Origin of the sequence: Nocardioides litoris, from assembly GCF_006346315.1 — a bacterium.
Lineage (GTDB): Bacteria > Actinomycetota > Actinomycetes > Propionibacteriales > Nocardioidaceae > Nocardioides > Nocardioides litoris.
Genome location: NZ_VDMR01000001.1, coordinates 322,020 through 347,131, shown reverse-complemented (window position 1 = coordinate 347,131; position 25,112 = coordinate 322,020). Strand labels below are relative to the sequence as shown.

Below are 25,112 nucleotides of genomic sequence, written 5' to 3'. Positions count from 1 at the left end.
CACGGCCGCCCGTCCCCCCGCCGCCCTCCCGTCCCGGGACCTCCGGTGAGCGCCTGGGAGCTCCTGCCCACGGCGTACGTCGTCGGCACGGCCGCGGTGCTCGGGCTGCTGGTGGGCTCCTTCCTCAACGTCGTCGTGCACCGCGTGCCGGCCGGGCTGTCGGTCGTGCACCCGCCGTCGGCGTGCCCGGGCTGCGGCCACGCGGTGCGGGCGCGCGACAACGTGCCCGTGGTGTCGTGGCTGCTGCTGCGCGGGCGCTGCCGTGACTGCGCCGAGCCGATCGCGGTGCGCTACCCCCTCGTCGAGGCCGGCACCGGCGCCGCGTTCGCGGTGACGGCCTGGCGCGTCAGCGACCCGGTCGTGCTCCTCGCGGCCCTCGTGGTGGTCGGCGCCGGCATCGGCCTGGCCCTCATCGACCTCGAGCACCTGCGGCTGCCCTTCGCCATCACCCGCACCGCCACCGTCCTGGTCGTGCTCGTGGTCGCGGCGGGCGCCGCCACCGGTGCCACCGAGGTCGACTGGCGCGCCGTGGCGGTCTCCGTCGGGGCCTGGACCGGCCTGTACGCCCTGCTGCACTACGGCTCGGGCGGGCGCGCCATGGGCTTCGGTGACGTGGCCCTCGCCCCGGTGCTGGGCCTGGTCCTCGGGCTGCTGGGCTGGCCCGCCGCGGTGGTGGGCCTGTTCGCCGGGTTCCTGCTGGGCACCGTGGTGCTGCTCCCGCTGCGCCTGGCCGGTCGGCTGCCGCGGCGCGCCCACGTGCCGCACGGGCCGTTCATGCTCGGCGGCGCCGCCCTGGGGCTGGTCGCGGGCGTGCCCCTGGGGCAGGCCTACCTGGCAACGCTGGGCATGGCCTGATGGCCGATCGGGCATTCCTGCCTGGTCACCCCCGGTAGCCGATCGGGCAGATCCCGGCCCGATGGGACCAGCAGCACCCCATGAGGTGACGTCAGCCCCTACTGTCACACGGGCGACATGCCCCGGCCGGTCTAGAGCGTTGCCTGATGTTTACCGAGATCGCTAGGCGCGTCGCCTTGATTCCGATAAGAATTCCCTGAACGACACGCTCCCCCCCGCGCGGTCCCGATGCGCGGCGTGCTCCCGGAGGCAACCCCACATGCATCCACCGGTCCTGGTGGTCGGCCACGACGCCGACCGTCTGGCGGCGACGCGCGACGCGCTCGTCCGCGGCCACCTGTCCAACCCCGTCGTCGCGTGCCGGGACGCCGACGACGCCCGTGACTATGTCCTCGGCCGCGGCGCGTACGCCGACCGCGACCGGCACCCGCTGCCGGCGGTCGTGGTGACCGACCTGCGGCTGGCCTCGGGCAGCGGGATCGACGTGCTCCGCGCGGTCCGTGGCCACCTGCGGATGCGGCGCACGCCCGTCGTGGTGGTGGCCGACACCGCCGCCGGCGTCGACGACGAGGAGATCCGCGAGGTGCACCACCTCGGTGCGGCGGCGTTCCTGGCCGAGCACGTCGCCCCCGACGTGCTGCTCGGCGTCATCCGCGAGACCGGTGTCCCGTGGTCGGTCGGCCGGGTCGAGCTGGGCGCATGAGCTCTCCCTCCCCGGCCTCGCTCGCCATCGGGCTGGACCAGCACGGCGCCACCCTGCCGACGACGTCGACGCTCATCTCGACCATCGCCGACCTGCGGGCCGGGCACAGCGACAGCCGCAACGCCCTGGTCCTGCTCGCCGCCTCGCTCGGCAACGCCGCCGAGATCGCCGACGTGCACGGGGCCCACGCCCTCGAGATGGTCACCGCCGAGGTCGCCCGGCGCGCCCTGCAGTTCGACGACCTCCGGGTGCGCCTGCTGCGCGCCTCGCCGCTCGGCGGGTTCCTGGCCGCCGTCGTGGTCGAGCGCGACCACGTGCAGGCCCGGGTCGACGACCTGCTCACCGGCCTGCGCCGCCTGGTCAGCCTCTCCCACGACCTCGTCTGGCCGGTGGTCACGGTCGGCGCCGCGGTCTGCGACTCCGACGACGAGGTCTGGGCGGTCGTGCGCGACGTGCGGGCCGCGGTGGTGGCGGCCGGTCGCGAGTCGCCGGGCGCCACCCGCTGGCACGTCGAGGCCGCGGCCCTGGGGGTCACCGACGAGCTGACCCGGGTGCGCGACCTGGCCGAGGCCATCACCGTCGACCCCCAGCAGCTCGACCTGCACTTCCAGCCCGTGCACGACCTGGCCGGCGGACACGTCGTCGGGGCCGAGGCGCTGCTGCGCTGGACCCACCCGCTGCGCGGGGCCGTCTCCCCCGTCCTCACCGTCGAGGCGGCCGAGCGCACCGGGCTGATCGTCCCCCTCGGTCGCCTCGTGCTCGGCCGGGCCCTCGCCCAGGCCGCCGCCTGGCGCGACCAGGTGCGACCGGGCTTCCGGATGCACGTCAACGTCTCGCCGCTGGAGCTGCGCGAGCCGTCGTACGTCGACCACGTCGAGGCGGCCCTGGCCCGCTCGGGGGTCGCCCCGTCGTCGCTGTTGCTGGAGATCACCGAGACCGCGGCGCTGACCGACGAGCCGGCCGCCCGCGAGACGCTGCTCGCGCTCCGCCGCCTCGGGGTCGGCATCGGGATCGACGACTTCGGCACCGGCTACTCCACGATCGCCCACCTCCACCGGTTGCCGATCGACACCGTCAAGATCGACCGGTCGCTCATCAGCGGGGTCGCGCGCGAGGCGTCGGGCTTCGAGCTGGTGCGCTCGGTCCTCGACCTGGTCTCCACCCTCGGCGTCACCATCGTCGCCGAGGGCATCGAGACCGCGGTCGAGGCCGCCCACCTGCGCTCGATGGGCTGCCAGCAGGGCCAGGGCTACCACCTCGGCCGGCCGGTGCCCGCCGCGGAGTTCCTGGGCTGCCCGACGGTCCGTTCGGCCTGACCGTCGCCGACCCGTCGCCGACCGGTGCTGACTACGACGGGTCGGTGTCGGCGGTCTCCAGCCAGCCGCGGAAGGCCTCGAGGTTGGCCGTCGACTCCCCGCGCAGGCGCCGCCACTCCCACTCCTTGCGGATGGCGGAGGCGAAGCCGAGCTCGAGCAGGGTGTTGAAGGACTCGTCGGCGACGGTCAGCACGGCGCCGAGCAGCCGGTCGAGCTCGTCGGGCGTGACGACCTGGATCGGCAGCCGGCCGTCGAGGTAGATGTCACCGAGGTGGTCGACGGCGAACCCCACGCCGTAGGTGCGCAGGTTGCGCTGCAGCAGCCAGTGGTGGACGCCGGCGTGGTTCTCGTCGGGCTTGCGGCACACGAAGGCGTGGATGCCGACCTGGTGCACGCCGACGTCGACCCGCACGGGGGTCTGCAGCTTGCGCTCCCCCGGCAGCGCGAACGAGAACACCCCCTCGGCGACCTCGTCGTGGGCGATGTCGTTGTCGTCGAGCCAGGCGCGGACGACCTCGGCGGGTGCGGTCACCCGACGGACTCTCGCATGCGGCTGCGGGCCCGCCGGTACACCCCCAGCACCTGCTCCGCGGTGGCGTCCCAGGAGAAGCAGGCGGCCTGGGCCCGGGCCCCGGCGGCGAGCCGGTCGCGCAGGCCGGGCTCGGTGACGACCCGGCGCAGCACCCTGGCCCAGTCGCGCGGGTCGTGGCCCTCGACGAGCAGGCCGCTGCGCCCGTCGCCGACGACGGTGGTGAGCCCGCCGACCGCCGCGGCGACCACGGGCGTGCCGCAGGCCTGGGCCTCGACGGCGACCAGGCCGAAGGACTCGTTGTGCGACGGCACAGCGACCAGCGTGGCCGCGGCGTACCAGCGGGCCAGCTCGGACTGGGTCACCGGCGGCACGAACCGCACCACGTCGTCGACGCCCAGCTCGGCCGCCAGCGCCGCGAGCGCGGTCGGCCGGTCCAGGCCGCTGCCCGAGGGCCCACCCACGATCGGCACGACCAGGCGGGGGCGCAGCTCGGGCACCTGCTCCAGCAGCACGGCCACGGCCCGCACGAGCACGTCGGGCGCCTTGAGCGGCTGGATGCGCCCGGCGAAGAGCAGCACGACCGCGTCGGGGTCGAGGCCGAGCCCGGCCCGCGCCCCGTCGGGCCCGTCGGCCGGCGGGGCGAACACCGCCAGGTCGACCCCGGGGTGCACGACCTCCACGCGCGCCGGCTCGGCGTCGTACAGGTTGATGAGCTGCTTGGCCTCGAGGTCGGTGTTGGCGACCAGGACGTCGGCGGCCTCGACCACCTGCTCCTCGCCGATGAGGCGGGCGGCGGGCTCGGGGGTGTCGCCGACGGCGAGCGCGGCGTTCTTGACCTTCGCCATGGTGTGCATGCTGTGCACCAGCGGCACGCCCCAGCGGTCGCGCGCCAGCGCGCCGACCTGGCCGGAGAGCCAGTAGTGGGAGTGGACGGCGTCGTAGTGGCCGACCGGCAGCGCGGCCTCGGTGCGCAGCACCTCGCGGGCGAAGACGCACAGCTGGCCGGGCAGCTCGTGCTTGGTCAGGCCCTCGAACGGGCCTGCGGTGATGTGGCGCACCGACACCCCGTCGGCCAGCGGTACGACGGCGCCCTGGCTCGAGCGGGTGGCGCGGGTGAAGACGTCGACCTCGACCCCGCGCGCGGCCAGGCGGCGGGCCAGCTCGACGACGTAGACGTTCATGCCGCCGGCGTCACCGGTGCCGGGCTGGTCGAGCGGCGAGGTGTGCAGGCTGATCATCGCCAGCCGACGCACGTCGTCGCCGGAACCCACTGCACCCATGACCGCCCCAACGCCTGATCAGTGCCGGTGATTCCCCGGGCGGGCCGGGGACGGGGCCGGGGACGGGGCCGAGGACGGGGACGGGGACGGAGACGGAGGCGCGGTCGGGCGCGCGGGGGTCGGGCGCATCACGAGCACCCCGACGACCAGCGTGGCCAGGCCGCCGACCACCGCCTCGACCTGCATCCGCGGCCCGAGGTCGATGAGCAGCAGGTGCAGCGACCCCGCGAGCGCGACCGCGCCGGCCGCGCAGACGGCCTGGAGCCACGCCTGGCGGCCGAGCGTGGCGCCGGCCAGGGCCACGGCGACCGCGAGGAGACCGCGGCCGCCCCAGGCGAGGGCGGCGCTGTCGACGTACAGGTGGGCGACCAGGGCGATGCCGCCCACGAGGGCAGCACCGAGGGCGAGCTGGCGCACCGAGACCCCCTTGCGCACAGATCCTTCCTGCGCGACCCGACGGCGGACCAGTGTGCCAGCCGCGCGATGATCACGGCATGACCAGGACCGCGATCGTCACCGGAGCCAGCAGCGGCATCGGCGCCGCCACCGCCCGCACCCTCGCCGAGGCGGGGTTCCACGTCGTCTGCGCCGCGCGGCGCACCGACCGGGTGGAGGCGCTCGCCGCCGAGATCGGTGGCACGGCGGCCACCCTCGACGTCACCGACGCCGCGTCGGTGGCCGACCTGGCGGCGCTCGTGCGCGACCGCTTCGACGACCGGCTGGAGGTGCTGGTCAACAACGCGGGCGGTGCCTTCGGCTCCGCGCCCGTCGCCCAGGCCGACGCCGAGGAGTGGCGCCGGATGTACGAGGTCAACGTCATCGGGATGGTGCAGGTCACCCGCGCCCTCCTGCCCGCCCTGCTGCGCGCCGAGGACCAGGCCGGGATCATCTGCAACGTCGGCTCCACCGCCGGTCGCATCGCCTACGAGGGCGGCGCCGGCTACACCGCGGCCAAGCACGGCACGCAGGTCGTCACCGAGACGCTGCGCCTGGAGCTGTGGGACCAGCCCGTGCGGGTCACCGAGATCGCCCCCGGCATGGTCAAGACCGACGAGTTCTCCCTGGTCCGCTTCAACGGTGACCAGGACAAGGCCGACGCGGTGTACGCCGGCGTCGCCGAGCCCCTCGTCGCCGAGGACGTCGCCGACGCGATCGGGTGGATGGTCACCCGCCCCCGGCACGTCAACGTCGACGAGATGGTCATCAGGCCGCGGGCGCAGGCCGCCCAGCACAAGGTCCACCGCCAGGGCTGACGCTGGTCCTCCCGGCTGCGGTCGCGTGGTCTCGAGACGGGACTTCGTCCCTCCTCGACCACCGTGGACTACCGGGTCCCACCACGCTGGTCCTCCCGGCGGCGGCGCGACCGGGCCACACGGTGGTCGAGGAGGGCCGCGTGGCGGCCCGTCTCGAGACCACTCCCCGGCCGCGGTCGGGCACCCGGCTCCGTCCTCGATAACCTCGCGTCATGCAGACGATCGGCCTCGTCGGGGGCATGAGCTGGGAGTCGAGCGCGGCCTACTACCGCGCCCTCAACGTCGGGACGCGCGCCCGCCGGGGCGGCCTCGCCTCGCCGCAGCTGGTGATGAGCACCGTCGACTTCGCCGAGCTGACCGCGATGGAGGAGGCGGCGCGCTGGGACCAGATCGGCACCCTGCTCGCCGACGCGGCCCGCAGCGTCGAGCGCGGCGGCGCCGACTTCCTGCTGCTGTGCACCACGACGTTCCACAAGGTCGCCGACCAGGTGGCCGAGGCGGTCGACATCCCGCTGCTGCACCTCGGTGACGTCGTGGCCGACGCGGCCAAGGCGGCCGGGCTCGGCACCGTGGGCGTCGTCGGCACCACCGTGTCGATGGCCGACGGGTTCCTGGCCGAGCACTTCGCGGGCCGCGGCCTGGAGACGGTCGTGCCTGACCCGGCCGACCACGACTGGATCAACACTGCGATCTACGAGGAGCTGGTGCACGGCCACGTGCTCGACCGCACCCGCCGCCGCGTCGTCGACGTGATCGACGGGCTGTGGGACCGGGGCGCCGAGGGCGTGCTGCTCGGCTGCACCGAGATCGAGCTGCTCATCGGGCAGTCCGACGTCGACCTCCCCGTCCTGCCCGCCACCACGCTGCACGTCGAGGCCGCGCTCGACCGCGCCCTGGGCTGACCGAACCGGTCGGCCGCCCGCTGACCAGGGCTCGGCTCCGGGTGGCGGTGAGCCAGCGACCGTTCCCGCACCACGGGAGGTCGCCAGGTCACCCCTCCCCCGGGCCGACCTAGACCTGTCCGTTGCGCAGCACCAGGTCGACGATGCGGCGGAGGTCGGGGTCGAGGTCGCTCTCGGCCAGCCGACCGGACCGGCCGCCGAGCTCGATCTCGTAGCTGAACGCGTCGGGGTGGTTGCTGCGCGGCGACGCCGGGAGCGCGCCGACGCGTCCCACGAGCTCGCGGAGCTCGCCCGCCGTCTCGGCGTCGAGACCGCCCGCGTCGAGGTCGACGACCGACTCCACCGCGCTGCCGATGAAGCCGCCCGTCCGGCGGACCCGCACCCGGGACGCCGCGGGGGCCGGTGCCGGCTGCGACGAGCCTGCGCCGGCCGGCGCGGCACCGGCGGTGACGCCGACGCCCGCCCACGCCCCGCGCACCGCCTCGGCGTGCTCCCCCGCGGCGGCCACGGTGGCCGCGGCGAAGCCCGCGAAGTCGGTCTCGGGGCCGACCTGCCCGCCGGTGAGGGCGGCGTACCAGATGGGGCCGGCGCCCTCCCACGTGCGGCCGCCGATGGCCACCGCGGCGAGGTGGAAGGCCCGGTTGGGGATGCCGGAGTTGAGGTGGACCCCGCCGTTGTCGTCGGTGGTGTCGAGGTAGTCGTCGAGGTGGCCGACCTGGGGGTCCTGCCCCAGCCGCGGGTCGTCGTACGCCGTGCCCGGGGCGCGCATGTCGCGCAGCGCCCGCGCCTGGACGCCGGGCAGGAACAGCCCCTCGCCGACCAGCCAGTCGGCCTCGGCCGCGGTCTGGCCCAGCAGCCGCTGCTTGAGGCAGGCCGCGAAGACGTCGGAGACCGACTCGTTGAGGGCGCCGGGCTGGTCGCGGTAGACGAGGCCGGCCGTGCGCTCGGTGAGGGCGTGGGCCAGCTCGTGGCCGATGACGTCGACGGGCTTGGTGAACCGGTCGAACAGCACGCCGTCGCCGTCGCCGAAGACGAGCTGGGTGCCGTCCCAGAAGGCGTTGACGTAGCGCTGGCCGAAGTGGACGGTGGCCAGCACCGGCGCCCCGGCGCCGTCGAAGGAGTCGCGGCCGAACACCTCGGCCAGCAGCGCCAGCGACGCCGCCACCCCGTCGGCGGCCTCGTCGACCGCGACGTCACCGGTGGCCCGCTCCCCCGCGGACCGCACCGGCCGGCCCGGCAGCTCCTGCTCGCCGCCCGCGTCGTGGACGGTCCAGGCCGGGGCGTCGGCCGCCCGCACGGGCGCCAGCACCGTGGGCGGGACGGCGGCGCGGGCCGCGCGGATCGCGTCGTCGGTGACCAGGGTGGTCGCCGCGGCCGGGTCGAGCTCGGCCAGGCGGCGCAGCAGGTGCGGGGGGAGGAAGCAGGCGGTCCGAGACATGCCCTCTTCCTACCCCCGACCACCGACGCAAGGGAACGGGCGAGCACCGTCACGCCCGCCACGAATCGGCCCCGGCGCACCCCCGGACCTAGACTCGACAAGGCCCTCGGGCCGCCCGACCGCACCGCGCGCGAGCTGCGCGCGCCGCCGACCCGACAGGACGCCGTACCCGCATGAGCACCACCCGCGCCGACATCCGCAACGTGGCCATTGTGGCCCACGTCGACCACGGCAAGACCACGCTGGTCGACGCCATGCTCCGCCAGGCGGGGGCGTTCACCGCCCACCAGGCCGAGAGCGTCGCCGAGCGGGTCATGGACTCCGGCGACCTCGAGCGCGAGAAGGGCATCACCATCCTCGCCAAGAACACCGCGGTGCACTACGCCGGGCCCGCGGCCGAGGGCAAGCCGATGACGATCAACATCATCGACACCCCCGGCCACGCCGACTTCGGCGGCGAGGTCGAGCGCGGCCTGTCGATGGTCGACGGCATCGTGCTGCTCGTCGACGCCTCCGAGGGCCCGCTCCCCCAGACCCGCTTCGTGCTCCGCAAGGCGCTGAACGCCGACATGCCGGTCATCCTGGTCGTCAACAAGACCGACCGGGGCGACGCGCGCATCAGTGAGGTCGTCGACGAGACCTACGAGCTGTTCATGGACCTGCTCGACGACTCCCACAGCCAGGACGCGCTCGACTTCCCCGTCGTCTACGCCAGCGGCCGGGCCGGCATCGCCAGCCTGACCCAGCCCGAGAACGCCTCGATGCCCGACGGCAACGACCTCGAGCCGCTGTTCAAGACCATCCTCGACACCATCCCGGCGCCGACGTACGTCGAGGGCGCGCCCCTGCAGGCCCACGTCACCAACCTCGACGCCTCGCCGTTCCTCGGTCGCCTCGCGCTCGTGCGCGTCCACCAGGGCACCCTCAAGAAGGGCCAGCAGGTCGCGTGGATGCGGCGCAACGGCGACGTCAAGAACGTCAAGATCACCGAGCTGCTCGTCACCGAGGGCCTGGAGCGCAAGCCGGGCGAGTCCGCCGGTCCGGGCGACATCGTCGCCATCGCGGGCATCCCGGAGATCACCATCGGCGAGACCCTGGCCGACCCCGAGAACCCGGTCGCGCTGCCGCTCATCCACGTCGACGAGCCGGCCATCTCCATGACCATCGGCACCAACACCTCGCCGCTGGTCGGCCGGGTCAAGGGCGGCAAGGTGACCGCTCGCCTGGTCAAGGACCGCCTCGACTCCGAGCTCATCGGCAACGTGTCGCTGCGCATCCTGCCCACCGAGCGTCCCGACGCCTGGGAGGTGCAGGGCCGCGGCGAGCTCGCGCTGGCCATCCTGGTCGAGCAGATGCGTCGCGAGGGATTCGAGCTGACCGTCGGCAAGCCGCAGGTGGTCACCAAGGAGGTCGACGGCAAGCTGCACGAGCCGTTCGAGCGCCTGACCATCGACGCGCCGGAGGAGTACCTCGGCACCATCACCGAGCTGCTCGCCGCCCGCAAGGGCCGCATGGAGCAGATGACCAACCACGGCACCGGCTGGGTGCGGATGGAGTTCCTGGTGCCGGCGCGCGGGCTGATCGGCTTCCGCACCCAGTTCCTCACCGACACCCGCGGCACCGGCATCGCCCACGGCATCTCCGAGGGCTACGAGCCGTGGGCCGGCGAGATCCGGGCCCGCAACAACGGCTCGCTCGTCGCCGACCGCAAGGGCGCGGCCACGGCGTACGCGATGACCTCGCTGCAGGAGCGCGGCGTCATGTTCGTCGAGCCGACCACCGAGGTCTACGAGGGCATGATCGTCGGCGAGAACTCCCGCGCCGACGACATGGACGTCAACATCACGAAGGAGAAGCAGCAGACCAACATCCGGTCCGCCACCTCCGACAACTTCGAGAAGCTCGTCCCGCCGCGCAAGCTCTCGCTGGAGCAGTGCCTGGAGTTCTGCCGCGACGACGAGTGCGTCGAGGTCACCCCCGAGGCCGTCCGCATCCGCAAGGTCGTCCTCGACCAGAACGAGCGGGCCAAGACCGCCAGCCGTGCCCGCAAGGGCACCCGCTGACGGTGCGCTGACCCGTGGAGTCCTCCCTCTACCTCGGCTTCGACGGACCCGGCCTGCCCGCGCTCGTCGCCCAGGTCGTCGTCTGGCTCGTGGTGGTCGGCGCCGGCCTGCTCGCCGTGCGCCGCACGTGGGGCCTCCTCGGGCTGGCCGGCGGCGTGCTCGGGGCCGGCGTCGCGGTGACGGTGCTGGTCGACGCCGTGCTGGTGCGCCGGCGCTCCAGCGGCGCCTCCGTCGACGACCCCGGCTCGAACGTCCTCATCGAGGCCTGGACCGACCTGCCCGGCTTCATCGTCGACCGCGGGTGGGCGACCGAGCTGGCCTGGGCCCAGGCCCTGGCGGTCGGGCTGGTGGCGGCCTCCCTCGTCCTGGCCGCGCTCGCCCACCGACGACGGGAACACGGCGCGCCCGACGCGGGTTGACCCCGCGTGCGCATCGAGATCTGGTCCGACGTCGTCTGCCCCTGGTGCTACATCGGCAAGCGCCGGCTGGAGGCGGCACTCGAGGGCTTCGAGCACCGTGACGAGGTCGAGGTCGTGTGGCGCTCGTTCCAGCTCGACCCCACCGCCCCGACCGAGCCGACCGAGAAGGTCGCCGAGCTCCTCGGCCGGCGGTACGGCGGCGGCCCGGAGGCGGGCGCGCAGATGGTCGCCCAGGTGCAGCAGGTCGCGGCCGAGGTCGGCCTCGACTTCAGCCGCCACGGCGAGGCGCTCCACGTCAACACCGTCGACGCCCACCGGCTCCTGCACGCGGCGGGCGAGCGGCGCGGGGAGCTCGAGGAGGCACTGCTGCACGCCTACTTCGTCGAGGCGCGCAACGTCGGTGACCACGACGTCCTCGTCGACGTCGCGACCTCCGTCGGCCTCGACGCCGACGAGGCCCGGGCCGTGCTGTCCTCCGCCGCCCACGCCGACGAGGTCGCGGCCGACGTCGCCCAGGCCGCGGCACACGGCGCGACCGGTGTGCCGTTCTTCGTCGTCGACGGCCGCTACGGCATCAGCGGCGCCCAGCCGACCGAGGTCTTCGCGCAGGTGCTCGAGCAGGCCTGGGCCGAGCGCGCCCCGCTCACGATGGTGAGCCCGGACGGCGCCCCCGGCTGCGACGGCGACGTCTGCGCCACCTGAGACCGGTCCCGGGCCGCTCGTTCCGCTCGCGCCTCGGCACCGGGCCTGCCGGCCGCACCCGGGGGCGCCGCGGGGAGGATGGCCCGGTGGCCGCTCCCGCTCGCACCGCCTCCTGGCGCCGCGACCGGGCCCGGCTGACCACGCTCGCGCTGCTCACCACCGTGGGAGCGGTCGTCAGCAGCCTGGGCGCCCCGCTGGTGCCGAGCATCGCCGCGTCGTACGACGTCAGCCTGGGCGCTGCGCAGTGGGCACTGACCTCCACCCTGCTGGCCGGGGCGGTCACCACGCCCCTGCTCGGCCGGCTGGGCAGCGGGCGGCGGCGCCGACCGACGATCCTGGCCGGCGTGGCGGTGGTGCTGCTGGGCACAGGGCTGGCCGCGCTGCCGCTCGGGTTCGGCGCGCTGGTGGTGGGCCGGGCGCTGCAGGGCACCGGCCTGGCGCTGGTGCCGCTGGCGCTGGCCGTGGCCCGCGACGCCTACGGGGGCGTCGACCAGGCCCGCGCGCTCGGGCTGCTCTCGGTGACGACGGTGGCCGGCGCCGGCCTCGGCTACCCGGTCACCTCGCTGGTGGCCGAGCACGCCGGCCTGCACGGCGCCTACGTCTTCGGCACCGCGCTCGTCACGCTCACCCTGCTCCGCGCCCTGCGCCACGTGCCGGCCGACCTCGACGTGCCCGGGCAACCGGTCGACGTCGGGGGCGCGGCCCTGCTGGCCACCGGCACCCTGTCCCTCCTCCTGGCGGTCAGCCAGGGCCGGGCGTGGGGCTGGACCTCGGCGCCGGTCCTCGCGCTGGCCGCCGTCGGGGTCGTCGCCACGGCCGCGTGGGTCACCTGGACGCTGCGCCGTCCCGAGCCGCTGGTCGACCTGCGCCTGGCCGCCCGGCCCGGCGTGGTCGGGCCGCACGTCGTCGCGCTGGTGCTCGGCGTCGGCATGTACGGCCTGCTCAGCCTGGCCGTCGTCGTGGTCCGGGCCGACGGGTCGGCCGGCTTCGGCCTGGGGCTGGGCGTCGCCGCCGCCGGGCTGGTGCTCCTGCCCTACTCCGTGGCCAGCGTGCTCGGCAGCCAGGCCGCCCGCCGCGTCGAGCGACGCTGGGGCGGGCGGGTGCTGCTGCCGGTCGGCTGCACGTCGTTCGCGGCGTCCCTGGCCCTGCTCGCCTGGCACCACGAGCACCTGTGGCAGCTGCTGCTGGCCATGGCCGTGGGTGGGCTGGGCAGCGGCTTCTCGTTCTCCTCCCTGGCCGGGCTGCTCGTGCCGCACGTGCCGCCCACCGAGACCGGCAGCGCGATGGCCTTCAACCAGCTGCTGCGCTACCTCGGCTTCGCGGCCGGCTCCGCCCTCAGCATCGTCCTCGTCGGGGTGTACGGCGGCGACGGCGCCGCCCTGACCGCCGCGCTGCTCACCCTGGCCGGGCTGTGCCTGGCCGCCGCGGTCGGGTCCAGCCTGCGGGACCCGCGAACCCCGGCGGGGTGAGCCCGCGGTCCGTAGGCTCCCTCCATGGAGCCGCAGACGCAGGCCTGGGTGCAGCTGGCCGCGCAGGGCCTCGAGACGCTGGTGTGGTTCGCACTGGCCGTGTGGGCGCTGCAGCACCTGCGCGAGCGAGCCTGGGCCCGGCCCGCCGCCCTGGGCGCGGTGCTGATGCTCGTCCCCGCGACCACGCTCACCGCCTCCCGGGCCCAGCTCGAGCTCGGCGGCTCCTCCACGATCCTCGAGGGCTACGTCCTCAGCTCGCTGCCCACCGTCTACTCCGTCCTGGAGGTCGTCGGCGCCGCGCTGCTGCTCCTCGCCCTGGTGCTGCGCAGCGGCCGGGCGACCCGGCGCGCGCCGGCGCTGGCGGGGGCCCCGACCACCTCGTAGGCCGTGCTCGTAGTTTGGGGCGCATGACCCAGGTCACACCCGAGATCTCCCACGCCCGCCAGCACGCCCTCGGCGACCTGCCGCGCCGCACGGCGCAGCGCTTCCCCGACAAGCCGGCCATCGTCGACGGCGCGACGTCCTACACCTTCGCCGAGCTCGACGCGGTCGTCGACCGGGCCGCGGCCGCGATCACCGACGCCGGGCTGCGTCAGGGCGACAAGCTGGCGCTGCTGTGCCACAACTCCTGGCAGTACGCCGTGCTGGTCTTCGCCACCGCCCGCGTCGGGGTCGTGCTGGTACCGGTCAACTTCATGCTCGGCGCCGACGAGGTCGGCTACATCCTCGACCACAGCGAGGCGCGGGCGTTCGTGGTGGAGGACGCCCTGCTCCCCGTGGCCACGAAGGCCCTCGACGGGCTCGAGGTGCCGGTGCGGGCCGTCGTACGACTGGCCAGCGGCGACGTGCCCGAGGGCTGGGTCGACGCGCAGGCCTTCTTCGACCACGACGGCACGCCGCCGCAGGTGGCCGTGGGCGACGACGACCCGGTGCGGCTGATGTACACCTCCGGCACCGAGTCGCGGCCCAAGGGCGCGCTGCTGAGCAGCCGGGCCCTGATGTGGCAGTACGCCTCGTGCGCGCTCGACGGCGACTACCGCCCCGACGACGTCGAGCTGCACACGCTGCCGCTCTACCACTGCGCGCAGCTCGACGTGTTCCTCGGGCCCGACGTGTGGCTCGGCACCACCTCGGTCATCCTCCCCGGCCCCGACCCGGCCGCGGTGCTGGCGGCGATCGAGGAGCACCGGGTGACCAAGTTCTTCGCGCCGCCGACGGTGTGGATCGGCCTGCTGCGCCACCCCGGCTTCGACGACGCCGACCTGTCCTCGCTCGAGAAGGGCTACTACGGCGCCTCCCCCATGCCCGTCGAGGTGCTCAAGGAGATCCAGCAGCGCCTGCCCGAGGTGCGGCTGTGGAACTTCTACGGCCAGACCGAGATGTCGCCGCTCGCCACCGCGCTAGGCCCCGACGAGCAGCTGGCGTACGCCGGCTCGGCCGGCCGCGCGTCGCTCAACGTCGAGACCCGCATCGTCGACCCCGAGGGCTCCTCGGTCGACCCGCTGCCGCCCGGCGAGGTCGGCGAGATCGTGCACCGCTCCCCGCACGCCACCCTGGGCTACTACAAGGACGAGGAGAAGACCGCCGAGGCGTTCCGCCACGGCTGGTTCCACTCCGGCGACCTCGGCTACCTCGACGACGGCGGCCGCCTCTACGTCGTCGACCGCAAGAAGGACATGATCAAGACCGGCGGCGAGAACGTCGCCTCCCGCGAGGTCGAGGAGGCCGTCTACGAGGTCCCCGGCGTCGCCGAGGTCGCCGTCTTCGGCGTCTCCCACCCGCGCTGGGTCGAGGCCGTGGTCGCCGTCGTCGTGCCCAAGGACGGCGAGACCCTCGCCCCCGACGACGTCATCGTCCACACCCGCGGGCGCCTCGCCGGCTACAAGACACCCAAGTACGTCGTCGTCGCCGACGCGCTGCCCAAGAACCCCTCCGGCAAGATCCTCAAGCGGCAGCTGCGCGACGAGCACGCCGACCTGGCCCGGGACGACGGTTGAGGGTCGCGCGACCTGGCAAAACCTCCGGTTAAGCGGAGAAACTGCCACTTCTGGTCGGGAACTTCCCACCAGGAGTGGGAGATCCTCCGCTTAACCGGAGAATCTGCCACCGGCCCCGCGAGTCCCACCCGCCCCGACAGCCCCACGGCCACCAGGCCCGTCGTCGCGGCGCCGGCCGAGCAGGTACGCCGCGAGGCCGCCGCCGAGGGCACCGAACAGGTGCCCCTGCCAGGAGACGCCGGAATCGCTGGGCACGACGCCGACCAGGATGCCGCCGTAGGCGAGGAGGACGAGGACGCCGATGAGCAGCTCGCGGCCGGAACGGTCCCAGAAGCCGCGCAGCAGCGTGTGGACGACCCACCCGAAGATCAGGGTCGAGGCGCCGAGGTGGATCTCGTTCGCCGGCGCGACCAGCCACACGCCGAGGCCGCCGACGACCCAGATGATGGCCGTGGCCGCGACGCCGCGGGCGATGCCGGTGACCAGGACGAGGAAGAGCAGCACGAGGGCCGGGACGGTGTTGGCCTCCAGGTGCACCCAGCCCGCGTGCAGCAGCGGCGCCAGCAGCACGCCGACGAGCCCCTCGTCGGAGCGGGGGCGGACGCCGTACAGGTCGAGGCGGTTGTCGGCGACGGTGTCGACGCCCTCCATGACGTAGAGCAGCACCACGAACCCGACCGACCCCATGGCCGCCGAGAGCCAGGTCGGGCGGGGCCGCTTGCCGGGCGGGGGCCCGTCGACGCGGCCGCTCACCCGACGTACGGCGAGCTGCGGACGACCTGCAGCGCGCGGTCCATCTCGAACGGCGAGTTCTGCCGGTACAGCCACGGCCGGCCGAACCAGAGGTAGCCGTCGACGTAGCGGCGGGCCAGCGTCGCGACGGCGTCGGGCAGGCCCCACCGGGGGTCGGCGACCTTCGTGGTCGGGGGGATGCCGAGGGAGACGCAGGTGCGGTCGTCGTCGCGGCTGGTGCACGGGAACGCGTTGTCGGGGTCGGGTCCGGTGTAGCGGCCGAACTCGAACGGGTTGCCGTTGCTGCTGGTGTTGATGACGACCTTCTTGCCCGGGTAGCCGCGGGCGGCGAGCTCCTCGGACAGGGCCGCGCCGCGGCGCACCTCGAGCTCGGTCGCGGAGTAGTGCGTGCTGTTGAGGGCGATGCCGCGGGCGTGCTCGATGCCGGCGGGGACGAGGAAGTCGACCGCTGCGTCGACGCCGCCCTGGCCCTCGGCCGGCCAGTCACCGGCGCCGCCGTCGATGTAGACGCTGGTGTGGGGCAGGTCGGAGAGGACCTTCGCGCTGTAGGCGATCAGCTCCGACGGCATCCCGATGCCGCCGGGCACGCAGGAGGCGAACGGGCCGTCGGGCTGCAGGACGACCGCGGCGTGCGCGTCGCCCAGGCCGCGGGCGAACGCGTCGGTCCACCGCCGGTACGACGCCTGCTCGGCCGCCGACGGCAGCCGGTCGCAGGCCTCGTGCTCCCACGGCTCCATCCGGAACATCGCGACCTGCACCAGGGCCTGCGGGTCGCCGGCCTGCGAGACGCGGACGTATTCGCGGGTGGCCTCCTCGATGTCGGCGTCGCCGATCCACGACCCGAACCAGGACGCCTTGGGCTGCAGGGCGATCTCGTCGAGGAGGGCCCGGGTCTCCCCGGAGGAGCGCTGCCAGGGCTCCCACCACATCTCCCGCGGCCCCTGGTAGACGCCCCACGGCCGACCGGCGAGCGGGTTGTCGGCGTTCCTCGCCTCGCGCCGCTCGCGCTTGGCCTCCCGCCGCTCCTGCCGTTCCTGGCGCTCGCGCCGGGCCTCCCGCCGTTGCTGCCGGGCTTCCCGGCGCTGCTGACGGGCGATCGCCTCCACCCGTTCCTGCAGCCGCGCCAGGCCCGCCTCGGCGTCCTTCGTCGGGTCGCTCGTCGGGGCCGGCGAGGTCGCGACCGACGCCTGGGCGGGCGGGTCGGCGGTGGAGGACCCGGACCCGCCGCAGCCGGCGAGGGCCAGCGCGGCGAGGACCAGCAGGCCCGGGACGGCGGCGGTCGGGGAACGCACCGCCCCGTTCTACACGACACCCCCGGAGGACACCCGGTCGGCGACCCGTCCGGCGACCTGCGCCAGCCGGTGCACCTGCTCGACGCCGGAAGCCACCGGGATGAGGTGCACCTCGTCGGCGCCGACGTCGGCGAGGGCGCCGAGCACGGCCTCCAGCTCGGCCGCGGTGCCGGCGAAGCCCGTCGTCGGGGCCATCGCGTCGACCAGGTCGACGGGCAGCCAGTTCATGTAGTGCCGCAGGTGGCGGTGCAATTGGGCCCGCGCCCCTCCGGGATGCCCGTCCTCCTCCAGCGCGCACCAGAACGACGTCGTGAGCCGCGGCGCCGGACGCTCCTGCGCCGCCCACGCCTCGCGGCACAGGTCAAAGGTGCGGCCCACCGCCGCCACGTCCAGGTCGAGGGTGACGCCCGCCAGCCCGTCGGCCCAGGCCGCGGCGTGCCGGATGGTGCGCGGACCGAGGGCCCCGACCAGCAGCGGCGGACCGCCGGCCTGCGCGGGCGGCGGCCCGACGCGTCGTACGGCGCCGGCGTCGTGCTCGCCGCGCCACACGCTGCGCATCGTGGCCACCCGGTCGTCGAGCCCGGCGACGGTGCGGTCGGCCAGGTCGGCCCCCACGGCGCGGTAGTCCTCCCCGCGCCCACCCACGCCGAGACCCACCACGAGCCGACCGGCGCTGAGCTGGTCGCCGGTGGCCAGGGCCTTGGCCAGCAGCACCGGGTCGTGCAGCTGGGGCACCACGACCGTGGTCACCAGCCGGACCCGGCTGGTCCAGGCTGCGACCGCCCCGAGCAGGGTCAGGGTCTCGGGGTTGTCGAACGCCATCCGCTCGCCGAAGCACAGCGAGGCCCACGGTCCCTCGTCGACGGCGCGGGCCCACGCCTCGAGGGTCGAGGCACCCCGCTCCCAGAGGTCGGGCTCCATCACGGGCAGGGTCAGACCGAGCTGCATGCCGCCCACTGTCGCAGCGGCGACGCTGACCCGTCGTGGGACACGACGGGTCCACGGTCAGTCGACCGGGGCGTACGCCGGCTTCCGGTCGCCGGTGAGCTCACGGGCGAGCACGGCCAGGCCCAGGAGGGGCAGCAGGGCCAGCAGCACGAGGGCCCAGTCGATGCCGAGCACGTCGCCCAGGCCGCCGATGACGGCCGAGCCGACGCTGCCGCCGACGAGGAAGACCAGGGTGGCGACCCCGAGGGCGACCCCGCGGACGTCCGGCTCGACGGCGTCGGCCACCGACGCGGTCATCGCGGGCTGGCCGACCCCGAAGGCGACGGTGACCATGAGGACCCCGAGGCCGAGCAGGGGGCCGGAGGTCAGGCCGGCGCCGAGGGCCGCGACGAGCAGGGCGACGGTCGAGACCACCCCGGCGACCGCGATGGCCCGGGCGGGGCCGAACCGGTCGATCGCGCGGCCGGCGTAGCGAGGCACGAGGAGGGCGAGGGCCGAGCTCGGCAGGAGCAGCAGGCCGACCTGCCAGGGCTCCCAGCCGGCGCCGACGAGCACCGCGGGGACGCCGACCAGCAGCGCGAACCACGCCGCCGGCACCGCGGCCGCCGCGGCCGCGCTCCGCACGACGACGCCGTTGCGGACCACCTCGAGCGGCAGGAACCCGTGGGGCCTGCGGCGCACCCGCGACACCGTGGCGGGCGTGCCGAGCGCGACCAGCAGCAGCCCGGCCACCGCGACCGCGGCACCGGTGGACGGCGACTGCACGAGGAGCACGACCCCGGCCGCGGTCAGCGCGACGAGCACCGCGCCCAGCAGGTCGAGGCGGGCCCCCGAGCCGGCGCGGGTCAGGGCCGGCCACAGCACCGGCAGGACGACGAGGCCGAGCACGGGCAGGGCCATGACCGCGCGCCAGCCGAAGGCGTGCTCGACCAGACCGCCGGCCAGGGGGCCGAGGCAGCTCACGGCGGCCGCGACCCCGGCCAGCCGGCCGAGCGCGAGGCCGCGGGTGGAGCCGGCGTACCGGCCGTTGAGGACCGCCACCCCGAGCGTGGGGACGGCGGCCGCGCCCGCGCCCTGCACCAGCCGGGCCACCAGCAGCACCTCGAACGTCGGGGCGAGGGCGGCGAGCACCGCGCCCGCCGTCATCAGGCCGGTGCCGACCAGGAGCGGGAGCCGGATGCCGACCAGGTCGGAGACGCGTCCGTACACCGCCGTCGTCACCGCGAGCATCAGGGCGTAGAGGCTGATCGTCCAGGTCGCCGTGCCGGCGCCGGTACCGAAGTCCTCGGCGATGAGCGGCACGGCCACGGCCGCCGAGGAGGAGCCCATGCCGGCCAGCCCGAAGAGCAGGCCCAGGAGCAGGGACACCCGGCGGGAGTCGTCGGGTCGGGAAGTCACGACCGGGCCCAACACCGGGCCGGGGTCGGTTGTTCCCGGCAACGACGACGCGCCCCGGCCGGTGTCGACGTGGACACCGGCCGGGGCGCGGCCGAGGGTGCTGCCAGCGGTGGTGCGGTCAGCGGATCCGGAAGGTGGAGCGGCTGACGTCGTAGAACAGGTTGTTGCGGGCGGCCACGACGATCCGCGCCTGCTTCGAGCGGGCCTGGCGGGGCAGCTTCACGCGCTGGAAGCCGTCGTTGGGCGTGGCCTTGGCCAGCGTGCGGTTCCAGGTGGTGCCGCCGTCGGTCGAGAGGTAGATCGCGACCCGCTGCGCGAGGCGCCGCGTGCCGTTGACCCGCCACTTCACGCCGATGGTCTGGCCCTTGCCGAACGTGCGCCGGGTGGCCTGCGAGACGACCCGGAACGGGCCGGCCGAGCGGTCGACCTGCACCCCGACGTTGCGGTAGGCCACGCCGCCGCGGCCGTCGCGCACCGTCAGGCGGAAGTGCAGCAGGCCCGTGGGCTGGCCGAGGGTGCCGCGGTAGCCGCGGGTCGGCAGGAACTCGCTGAAGCAGTCGACGATCGGCTTGGGGACCGGGACGAACTCGACGTCGGGGTCGGTGGACGGCGGCGCGACCGTGGGGCAGGTGCCGGTGCGGGCGTTGGTGTTGCCGGCGAGCACCTGGGCGAGGTCGGGGAAGCTGCGCACCCCGGACCGGCCGGCGGTGTTCTGGCCCGGGGAGGGCGACTCGAGCGCGTCGGCGTCGCTGACGTCGGCGGCCGTGCCGAAGACCCGGAACAGCGGACCGAAGACCTTGCGGTTGCTCACCAGGCTGGTGCCGGTGGCCTCGAGACCCTTGTCGGCCTGCTCCCACAGGTAGGTCAGCGGGTCGCCGTCGGGGTCGGCGGCCTGGCCGCTGAGCCGGAACGGCGTGCGGACCGGGATCGTGCGGCGGGCGTTGGTCGAGACCACGCGGGGCGCGGTGTTGGTGGTGACCTTGGTCGAGGTGCCGGCGTTGTCGGCCGCACCGCCCTTGGCCGTCTCGCCGACGAAGCCGGAGACGCCGGTGCTGCCGCCGGTGACCGTCAGCGGCGCGACGTCGGTGAAGGTGCCCGTCGCGTCGGGGGCGGCGGTCGGGGCGAAGATGACCTGGAAGCCGGTCGGGCCGACCGCGCCGATCGGGGCGGGGTAGGTCTCGAAGCTGCCGTAGGGGTCGTAGCCCCAGGGCGCGATCGTGACGTCCTGTCCGGTGAGGGTCTCCACGGCCGTCTCGACCGCTGCGTTGGTGTAGCCGTCGGCCGGGATCGACACGCTGGCCCCGCCGAAGCCGAGCTGGACGCTGGAGCCGGGGGCCCCGAACCCGGTCAGGGAGACCGTCTGCACCTCGACCACCGGCGCCAGCGCGGCCCCGGTGTAGGCGTTGACCTCGTCGAGGGTCTGCCAGGAGAAGTAGGGGTCGGTGTGGGGCTGCAGGTCGTCCTGGCGGCAGATGCCGGCGTAGGCCATCACCGAGGAGCCCGAGCCGGGCTCGACCGAGGTGCCACCGTTGCGGTTGCCGCCGGAGCAGGCGTTCTGCACGCCGTCGAAGGTGTGGTTGCCGGCGAACTGGTGGCCGAGCTCATGGGCGACGTAGTCGATGGCGAAGAAGTCGCCCTCGGGCTCGGGCAGGCCGGTGCAGCCACCGCCCTTGTAGTCGGCCCCGACGACGCCGAGGTAGGCCACGCCACCGCCGTTGACGCCGAGCGCGATGTGGCCGACGTCGTAGTTTGACGCGCCGATGACCTGGCCGAGGACCAGGCGGTTGCGAGCGAGGGTCTCGCCGGAGCAGAAGGTCAGGTCGCCGTACTGCTCCTCGGCGGGCGCGGTCGGGTCGACCACGGTGCGGAAGCACGGCTCGGCGCCGCAGGGCCCGCCGGCCCCGGTCGCCTTGGCGTCGGTGTCGAAGTTGAGCGCCGGGGTCTCGTTGACGAGCTGCAGCGTGATCGCGAGGTCCTGGCGGTAGATCTGGTTGACCCGGTTGATGAGCGTCGCCTTCTCGGCCAGCACGTTGCCGGTGCCGAAGTACGCGGCGTACGACGGGTCGCTGGTCAGCGCGAGGCGGTAGCGCTTCTCCACGACGGTGCCCGCGGCCCGGGCCTGCGGCGAGCGGGAGCGCAGGGCCTTGGCCCGCTTGACCTCGGGCGCCTCGCGCTCGACGAAGGCCTCCTCGGGCCGCTGGGTGGCGTTGCCCCAGAAGGCGAGGTGGGTCGTGGTGCCGCGCTGGTCGTAGGCGGGGTCGACGTACCACGAGCGCTGGCCCTGCGGCCCGCGGACGGCGGCGTGGAAGCCCATCGGGGTCACGTCGAGGGCGACGGTGGTGGTCGGGTCGCCGACGGCGCGGCCCTCGTAGGTGGCGATCTCGGGGTGGGCCGCGGCCAGCTCGGGCGCCAGGACCTCGGTGCGGAACACCGCGAACTGCTGGGTGGCACCGGACGGCGTCGGCACGCTGATCGTCGTCGTCGCGCCGGAGCCCTCGCGCGGGGCACCCGCGAGGCGCGAGCGGACCGCGCCGAGGTCGACGCGCACCGCGGAGTAGCGCTCGGGGTGGACGCGGACCTTGTCGCCGCGCGGCGTGAACCCGGTGACGGGCTTGTAGGTGGGGTCGGCGCCGCGCGCGGCGAGCCCGTCGGTGGGCGGCGCGGCGGCGGACGGCGACAAGGCCGGCAGCAGCGCGGCGGCGACGACCACCGACACGGCGGCGGCCAGGCGCGCGGTGCGGCCGGGTCGGGCAAGAGGCATGGGGAGGCTCCCTCCGAGGCCCGGCCCGGTGCCGGGACCACTGCACCCTAGGCCCGACCACCGACATGCGGGTACGGGCGTGCGTGGACACCGGCCGGAGTGTTCCGCCCGTCCTCCCCACGGGTGAGGGCGCGGCGACCCCGGGGGCTAGTTTCGGCCCGTGGAGATGATCTGGGGCGAGCACCGCGGCGAGGTCGACGACGACGGTGTCCTGGCCGCCTACCCGTGGCCCGACGAGGGCCCGTGGGTCCGCGCGATGATGGTGACCACCCTCGACGGCGCACCCGCCGGGCCCGACGGCCTGAGCGGCTCGATCTCCGGCGACGCCGACCGCGCCGTCTTCCGCGCGGTGCGCCGCCACGCCGACGCCGTGCTCGTCGGTGCGGGCACCATCCGCGCCGAGGGGTACGGCGCCATGCGGGCCCAGGAGGCCGACGCCGAGGCCCGCGAGCGCAACGGCCAGCGCCCGGCCCCGCGGCTGGCGATGGTCAGCCCCTCCCTCGACCTCCCGTGGGACACCGAGGTGTTCACCGGGTCCGACGAGGTGCCGCTCGTGCTCACGGTCGCCGAGCCGCCGGCCGAGGCACTGGCCCGGGCTCGCGAGGCGCGGGCGGAGGTGCTGACCGCCCCGGGCGACGACGTCCAGCCCGGGTGGGTCCTCGACCAGCTGGTCGGGCGCGCGCTGCGCCGGGTCGTGTGCGAGGGCGGACCGCAGCTGCTGGAGGCGATGGTGCGGGCCGGGCTGGTCGACGAGGCCGACATCACCCTCTCCCCCGTCTTCGCCGGCCACGAGCACGTCTCCTCCAGCGACGGCCTCGCCGAGGTCGCGCGCTTCGAGCTGCGCCACGTGCTGAGCGCCGACGGCTTCTTGATGAACCGCTACGTCAAGGCCTGAGCCCGGTGATCTCCCTGGCCGCCCTCGCCGCCCTCGCCGGCGAGCACGCCGCCGACCTCGACCTGCCCGTCGCCCCGCTGCTGGTGGGCGACCGCGAGGTCGACACCGACGAGCGCGCGGCGGTCATGGGGGTCGTCAACCTCTCCGGCGACTCCTCCTACCGCGACAGCGTCGCGACGACCCACGCCTCGGCCGTGCGCCGCGGCAAGGTCCTGGCCGCCCAGGGCGCCGACGTCGTCGACGTGGGTGCGGAGTCCAGCCAGGCGGTCGCGGCCAAGGTCGGCGCCGACGAGCAGGTCGGCCGGCTCGTTCCCGTGGTGCGCGAGCTCGCCGGGGCGGGCGTGGTGGTCTCGGTGGAGAGCTACGAGCCGCCGGTGGTCGCGGCCTGCCTCGAGGCCGGTGCCCGCATGGTCAACCTCACCGGGTCCGACCAGGACGCGGCGATGTTCGACCTGGCCGCCGAGCACGGCGCGTCCGTCGTGCTGTGCCACGTGCACGGCCCCCACGCCCGCGACCTCGACGGCAGCGACGTCGACACCGACCCGTTCCCGCGGATGCTCGACGACTTCGGCCGCCGCCTCGACGACGCCCGCGCCCGCGGCGTGCGCAGCGCCGCGGTCGACCCCGGCCTCGGGTTCGGCTTCCGCCTCGACGACAAGCGCGCGCGGCGCCGGCACCAGACCGCCGTGCTGCTGGCGTCGTTCCGGCTCCGCCGGCTCGGCGTCCCGGTCTGCCAGTCGTTGCCGCACGCCTTCGAGCTGTTCGAGGACCAGTACCGCACCGCCGAGGGCATGTTCGCCGTGCTCGCCCACCTCGGCGGCGTCGGGCTGCACCGCACCCACGAGGTGCCGCACGTCGTCGCCGTCCTCGAGGCGATGCGGGAGCTGCCGGTCCGCACCGACGACGTCTAGGGCGTCTCGGTGGGCGTCTCGGTGGGCGTCTCGCTGGGCTCCTCGGTGGGCGCCTCGCCGGTCCCCTCGGCCAGGGCCGCGATGGCCTCGCGGACCTGCTGGGGCGACTCGGTGAGCACCAGGTCGACCCCGATCAGCTGCAGGCCCTCGACCTGGCCGAGCAGGTTGCCCGGGGCAGCCGGGTCGGTGCCCTTGCGGAAGCCGGGCGCGAGCCGGGCGTTCTCGTAGGAGATGGGGAAGACGCCGAGCGCCAGGCCGGCGTCGTGGACCCGGTCGGCCAGGGCGTAGGGGTCCTGCCCCTCGAAGGCCGCCACCTCGACCGACACCGCGTCGACCCCCTCGGGCAGGGCGGCCAGCCGGTCGGCGTCGAGCGCGCCCGCGTCGCCGGCACGGACGATGAAGGAGGTCAGGACGTTCTCGCCCAGGTTGGCGTCGACGCGACGGAGCACGGCCGGGTCGTCGGACTGCACGGTCGCCAGCTCGGGCTCGATGTTGAGGCGTCCCAGGCGCAGCGACTGGGCCACGGCCTTCTCCAGCGGCATGCCGATCGAGCGGAAGTACGCCGCCTGGCGCGGCTCGACCACCAGGCCGATCTGGCGGCTCTGCTGGGCGGAGACCTCGTCGAGGCGCACCAGGAGGTCGTCGAGGGACAGCAACGGCACCGTGCCGGACTCCGCGGCGGTCTGCGGCCGCAGCCCGGGGTCGCGCTCGGTGGCGTGGAGGGTCTGCAGCTCGGCCAGCGTGAAGTCCTCGCTGAACCAGCTGGTCACGCCCTGGCCGTCGACGGTCTTGGTGGTGCGCCGGTCGGCGAGATCGGGTCGGCTGGCCACGTCGGTGCCGACGGCCAGGTCGTGGGAGGGCAGGACGACGAGCAGGCCGTCGGAGCTGGCGACCACCGGGGCCTCGAGGTAGTCGACGCCGGCCTCCATCGCGGCCTCGAAGGACGGCAGCGTGCCGGCGAGGTGCTCGACCGGCGCACCCTCCTGGCCCGCGACGAGCAGCCGCCCGTAGCGCAGCGGCGCCACCGACGCCGTGGGGTCGGCGAGCAAGGTGTAGGCCGAGACCGCCTCCTCGCCCAGGTCGGCCTCCTCGGCCGCGGGGGCGTCGCCGGAGCGGACCGCCACCACCGCGAACACGGCGGTCACCACGCCGAGCACGGCGAGCGCCGCCAGCACGGCACGCCGGACCCACCAGCCTCCCTCGTCGCCTGCGACCACGGGGGGAG

23 protein-coding genes are annotated in these 25,112 nt (G+C 75.0%); 13 read left to right on the top strand and 10 right to left on the bottom strand.

Features of this window, described 5'->3' with window-relative positions; translation table 11 throughout:
• Window positions 1-45 precede the first annotated feature (45 nt).
• The 3 genes from FJQ57_RS01680 (at window position 46) to FJQ57_RS01670 (ending at window position 2,874) form a co-directional block, all read left to right on the top strand.
• Window positions 46-855: a prepilin peptidase gene (locus FJQ57_RS01680; protein WP_246081539.1), complete on the top strand. Its 810-nt coding sequence runs from the start codon at window positions 46-48 to the stop codon at window positions 853-855.
• A 259-nt stretch (window positions 856-1,114) separates the two neighbouring features.
• Window positions 1,115-1,558, top strand: a complete 444-nt coding sequence (locus tag FJQ57_RS01675) for a response regulator (RefSeq protein ID WP_139977512.1) — start codon at window positions 1,115-1,117, stop codon at window positions 1,556-1,558.
• Window positions 1,555-2,874, top strand: a complete 1,320-nt coding sequence (locus tag FJQ57_RS01670; RefSeq protein ID WP_139977511.1) for an EAL domain-containing protein — start codon at window positions 1,555-1,557, stop codon at window positions 2,872-2,874. The genes FJQ57_RS01675 and FJQ57_RS01670 overlap by 4 nt, the downstream gene beginning before the upstream one ends.
• A 31-nt stretch (window positions 2,875-2,905) precedes the next feature.
• On the opposite strand, the gene FJQ57_RS01665 is transcribed toward FJQ57_RS01670, so the two are convergent.
• The 3 genes from FJQ57_RS01665 to FJQ57_RS01655 are packed head-to-tail and all read right to left on the bottom strand — an operon-like array spanning window position 2,906 to window position 5,121.
• A complete protein-coding gene (locus tag FJQ57_RS01665) occupies window positions 2,906-3,406 on the bottom strand; it encodes a type III secretion system chaperone family protein (protein WP_139977510.1) in 501 nt (166 codons plus the stop codon).
• Window positions 3,403-4,686, bottom strand: a complete 1,284-nt coding sequence (gene mshA / locus FJQ57_RS01660; RefSeq protein ID WP_139977509.1) for a D-inositol-3-phosphate glycosyltransferase — start codon at window positions 4,684-4,686, stop codon at window positions 3,403-3,405. Before mshA ends, FJQ57_RS01665 begins: the two co-directional genes overlap by 4 nt.
• Before the next feature lie 18 nt (window positions 4,687-4,704).
• Window positions 4,705-5,121, bottom strand: a complete 417-nt coding sequence (locus FJQ57_RS01655; protein ID WP_139977508.1) for a hypothetical protein — start codon at window positions 5,119-5,121, stop codon at window positions 4,705-4,707.
• A 59-nt stretch (window positions 5,122-5,180) separates the two neighbouring features.
• Here FJQ57_RS01655 and FJQ57_RS01650 point away from each other — a divergent pair, with 59 nt between their 5' ends.
• Window positions 5,181-5,939, top strand: coding sequence for an SDR family NAD(P)-dependent oxidoreductase (locus tag FJQ57_RS01650; RefSeq protein WP_139977507.1), 759 nt, complete (start codon window positions 5,181-5,183; stop codon window positions 5,937-5,939).
• Between the two features lie 212 nt (window positions 5,940-6,151).
• Complete coding sequence (locus tag FJQ57_RS01645; RefSeq protein WP_139977506.1) at window positions 6,152-6,841, top strand: aspartate/glutamate racemase family protein; 690 nt, start codon at window positions 6,152-6,154, stop codon at window positions 6,839-6,841.
• A 109-nt stretch (window positions 6,842-6,950) separates the two neighbouring features.
• Here FJQ57_RS01645 and FJQ57_RS01640 read toward each other — a convergent pair whose 3' ends face one another.
• Entirely contained in the window at window positions 6,951-8,279 is a 1,329-nt protein-coding gene (locus FJQ57_RS01640; protein ID WP_139977505.1) for a protealysin inhibitor emfourin, read from the bottom strand.
• A gap of 173 nt (window positions 8,280-8,452) precedes the next feature.
• Between FJQ57_RS01640 and typA the strand changes: the two genes are divergently transcribed.
• From typA to FJQ57_RS01610, 6 genes are all read left to right on the top strand, one after another.
• Window positions 8,453-10,342, top strand: a complete 1,890-nt coding sequence (gene typA, locus FJQ57_RS01635) for a translational GTPase TypA (RefSeq protein WP_139977504.1) — start codon at window positions 8,453-8,455, stop codon at window positions 10,340-10,342.
• A gap of 14 nt (window positions 10,343-10,356) precedes the next feature.
• Window positions 10,357-10,761: a hypothetical protein gene (locus FJQ57_RS01630; RefSeq protein ID WP_139977503.1), complete on the top strand. Its 405-nt coding sequence runs from the start codon at window positions 10,357-10,359 to the stop codon at window positions 10,759-10,761.
• Window positions 10,762-10,767: 6 nt separating this feature from the next.
• Complete coding sequence (locus FJQ57_RS01625; protein ID WP_139977502.1) at window positions 10,768-11,463, top strand: DsbA family oxidoreductase; 696 nt, start codon at window positions 10,768-10,770, stop codon at window positions 11,461-11,463.
• Between the two features lie 86 nt (window positions 11,464-11,549).
• On the top strand, window positions 11,550-12,932 hold the full coding sequence (locus FJQ57_RS01620) for an MFS transporter (protein ID WP_139977501.1): 1,383 nt from the start codon (window positions 11,550-11,552) through the stop codon (window positions 12,930-12,932).
• A gap of 24 nt (window positions 12,933-12,956) precedes the next feature.
• Entirely contained in the window at window positions 12,957-13,316 is a 360-nt protein-coding gene (locus FJQ57_RS01615; RefSeq protein WP_139977500.1) for a hypothetical protein, read from the top strand.
• 23 nt (window positions 13,317-13,339) lie between these two features.
• A complete protein-coding gene (locus FJQ57_RS01610; protein WP_139977499.1) occupies window positions 13,340-14,929 on the top strand; it encodes a fatty acyl-CoA synthetase in 1,590 nt (529 codons plus the stop codon).
• Window positions 14,930-15,019: 90 nt separating this feature from the next.
• Here the strand turns inward: FJQ57_RS01610 and FJQ57_RS01605 are convergent, their stop codons facing one another.
• From FJQ57_RS01605 to FJQ57_RS01585, 5 genes are all read right to left on the bottom strand, one after another.
• Window positions 15,020-15,682, bottom strand: a complete 663-nt coding sequence (locus tag FJQ57_RS01605; RefSeq protein ID WP_246081538.1) for a rhomboid family intramembrane serine protease — start codon at window positions 15,680-15,682, stop codon at window positions 15,020-15,022.
• Window positions 15,679-16,974 carry a glycoside hydrolase family 6 protein gene (locus tag FJQ57_RS01600; RefSeq protein ID WP_139977498.1) on the bottom strand — a complete coding sequence of 432 codons (1,296 nt, stop codon included), beginning with the start codon at window positions 16,972-16,974 and terminating at the stop codon, window positions 15,679-15,681. The genes FJQ57_RS01605 and FJQ57_RS01600 overlap by 4 nt, the downstream gene beginning before the upstream one ends.
• 9 nt (window positions 16,975-16,983) lie before the next feature.
• The gene (locus FJQ57_RS01595) at window positions 16,984-17,922 is read right to left on the bottom strand and encodes an LLM class flavin-dependent oxidoreductase (RefSeq protein ID WP_211348718.1); all 939 of its coding nucleotides are present in this window, start codon (window positions 17,920-17,922) and stop codon (window positions 16,984-16,986) included.
• Window positions 17,923-17,979: 57 nt separating this feature from the next.
• A complete protein-coding gene (locus FJQ57_RS01590) occupies window positions 17,980-19,320 on the bottom strand; it encodes an MFS transporter (protein ID WP_139977497.1) in 1,341 nt (446 codons plus the stop codon).
• A gap of 118 nt (window positions 19,321-19,438) precedes the next feature.
• Window positions 19,439-22,081, bottom strand: coding sequence for a reprolysin-like metallopeptidase (locus FJQ57_RS01585; RefSeq protein ID WP_139977496.1), 2,643 nt, complete (start codon window positions 22,079-22,081; stop codon window positions 19,439-19,441).
• Window positions 22,082-22,247: 166 nt separating this feature from the next.
• On the opposite strand from FJQ57_RS01585, the gene FJQ57_RS01580 reads away from it, so the two are divergent.
• Window positions 22,248-22,976, top strand: coding sequence for a dihydrofolate reductase family protein (locus FJQ57_RS01580; protein ID WP_246081662.1), 729 nt, complete (start codon window positions 22,248-22,250; stop codon window positions 22,974-22,976).
• Window positions 22,977-22,981: 5 nt separating this feature from the next.
• On the top strand, window positions 22,982-23,887 hold the full coding sequence (locus FJQ57_RS01575; protein WP_139977494.1) for a dihydropteroate synthase: 906 nt from the start codon (window positions 22,982-22,984) through the stop codon (window positions 23,885-23,887).
• On the opposite strand, the gene FJQ57_RS01570 is transcribed toward FJQ57_RS01575, so the two are convergent.
• Window positions 23,884-25,104 carry a glycerophosphodiester phosphodiesterase family protein gene (locus FJQ57_RS01570; protein ID WP_139977493.1) on the bottom strand — a complete coding sequence of 407 codons (1,221 nt, stop codon included), beginning with the start codon at window positions 25,102-25,104 and terminating at the stop codon, window positions 23,884-23,886. The two genes, FJQ57_RS01575 and FJQ57_RS01570, sit on opposite strands and share 4 nt — an antisense overlap.
• Window positions 25,105-25,112 lie beyond the last annotated feature (8 nt).

What these genes read in the sequence shown, in the direction of transcription:
- FJQ57_RS01675 (WP_139977512.1), top strand. Translation starts at nt 1,115, where the DNA reads ATGCATCCACCGGTCCTGGTGGTCGGCCACGACGCCGACCGTCTGGCG.
- FJQ57_RS01670 (WP_139977511.1), top strand. Translation starts at nt 1,555, where the DNA reads ATGAGCTCTCCCTCCCCGGCCTCGCTCGCCATCGGGCTGGACCAGCAC.
- mshA (WP_139977509.1), bottom strand. Translation starts at nt 4,686, where the DNA reads ATGGGTGCAGTGGGTTCCGGCGACGACGTGCGTCGGCTGGCGATGATC.
- FJQ57_RS01650 (WP_139977507.1), top strand. Translation starts at nt 5,181, where the DNA reads ATGACCAGGACCGCGATCGTCACCGGAGCCAGCAGCGGCATCGGCGCC.
- FJQ57_RS01645 (WP_139977506.1), top strand. Translation starts at nt 6,152, where the DNA reads ATGCAGACGATCGGCCTCGTCGGGGGCATGAGCTGGGAGTCGAGCGCG.
- FJQ57_RS01640 (WP_139977505.1), bottom strand. Translation starts at nt 8,279, where the DNA reads ATGTCTCGGACCGCCTGCTTCCTCCCCCCGCACCTGCTGCGCCGCCTG.
- typA (WP_139977504.1), top strand. Translation starts at nt 8,453, where the DNA reads ATGAGCACCACCCGCGCCGACATCCGCAACGTGGCCATTGTGGCCCAC.
- FJQ57_RS01615 (WP_139977500.1), top strand. Translation starts at nt 12,957, where the DNA reads ATGGAGCCGCAGACGCAGGCCTGGGTGCAGCTGGCCGCGCAGGGCCTC.
- FJQ57_RS01610 (WP_139977499.1), top strand. Translation starts at nt 13,340, where the DNA reads ATGACCCAGGTCACACCCGAGATCTCCCACGCCCGCCAGCACGCCCTC.
- FJQ57_RS01595 (WP_211348718.1), bottom strand. Translation starts at nt 17,922, where the DNA reads ATGCAGCTCGGTCTGACCCTGCCCGTGATGGAGCCCGACCTCTGGGAG.
- FJQ57_RS01585 (WP_139977496.1), bottom strand. Translation starts at nt 22,081, where the DNA reads ATGCCTCTTGCCCGACCCGGCCGCACCGCGCGCCTGGCCGCCGCCGTG.
- FJQ57_RS01580 (WP_246081662.1), top strand. Translation starts at nt 22,248, where the DNA reads ATGATCTGGGGCGAGCACCGCGGCGAGGTCGACGACGACGGTGTCCTG.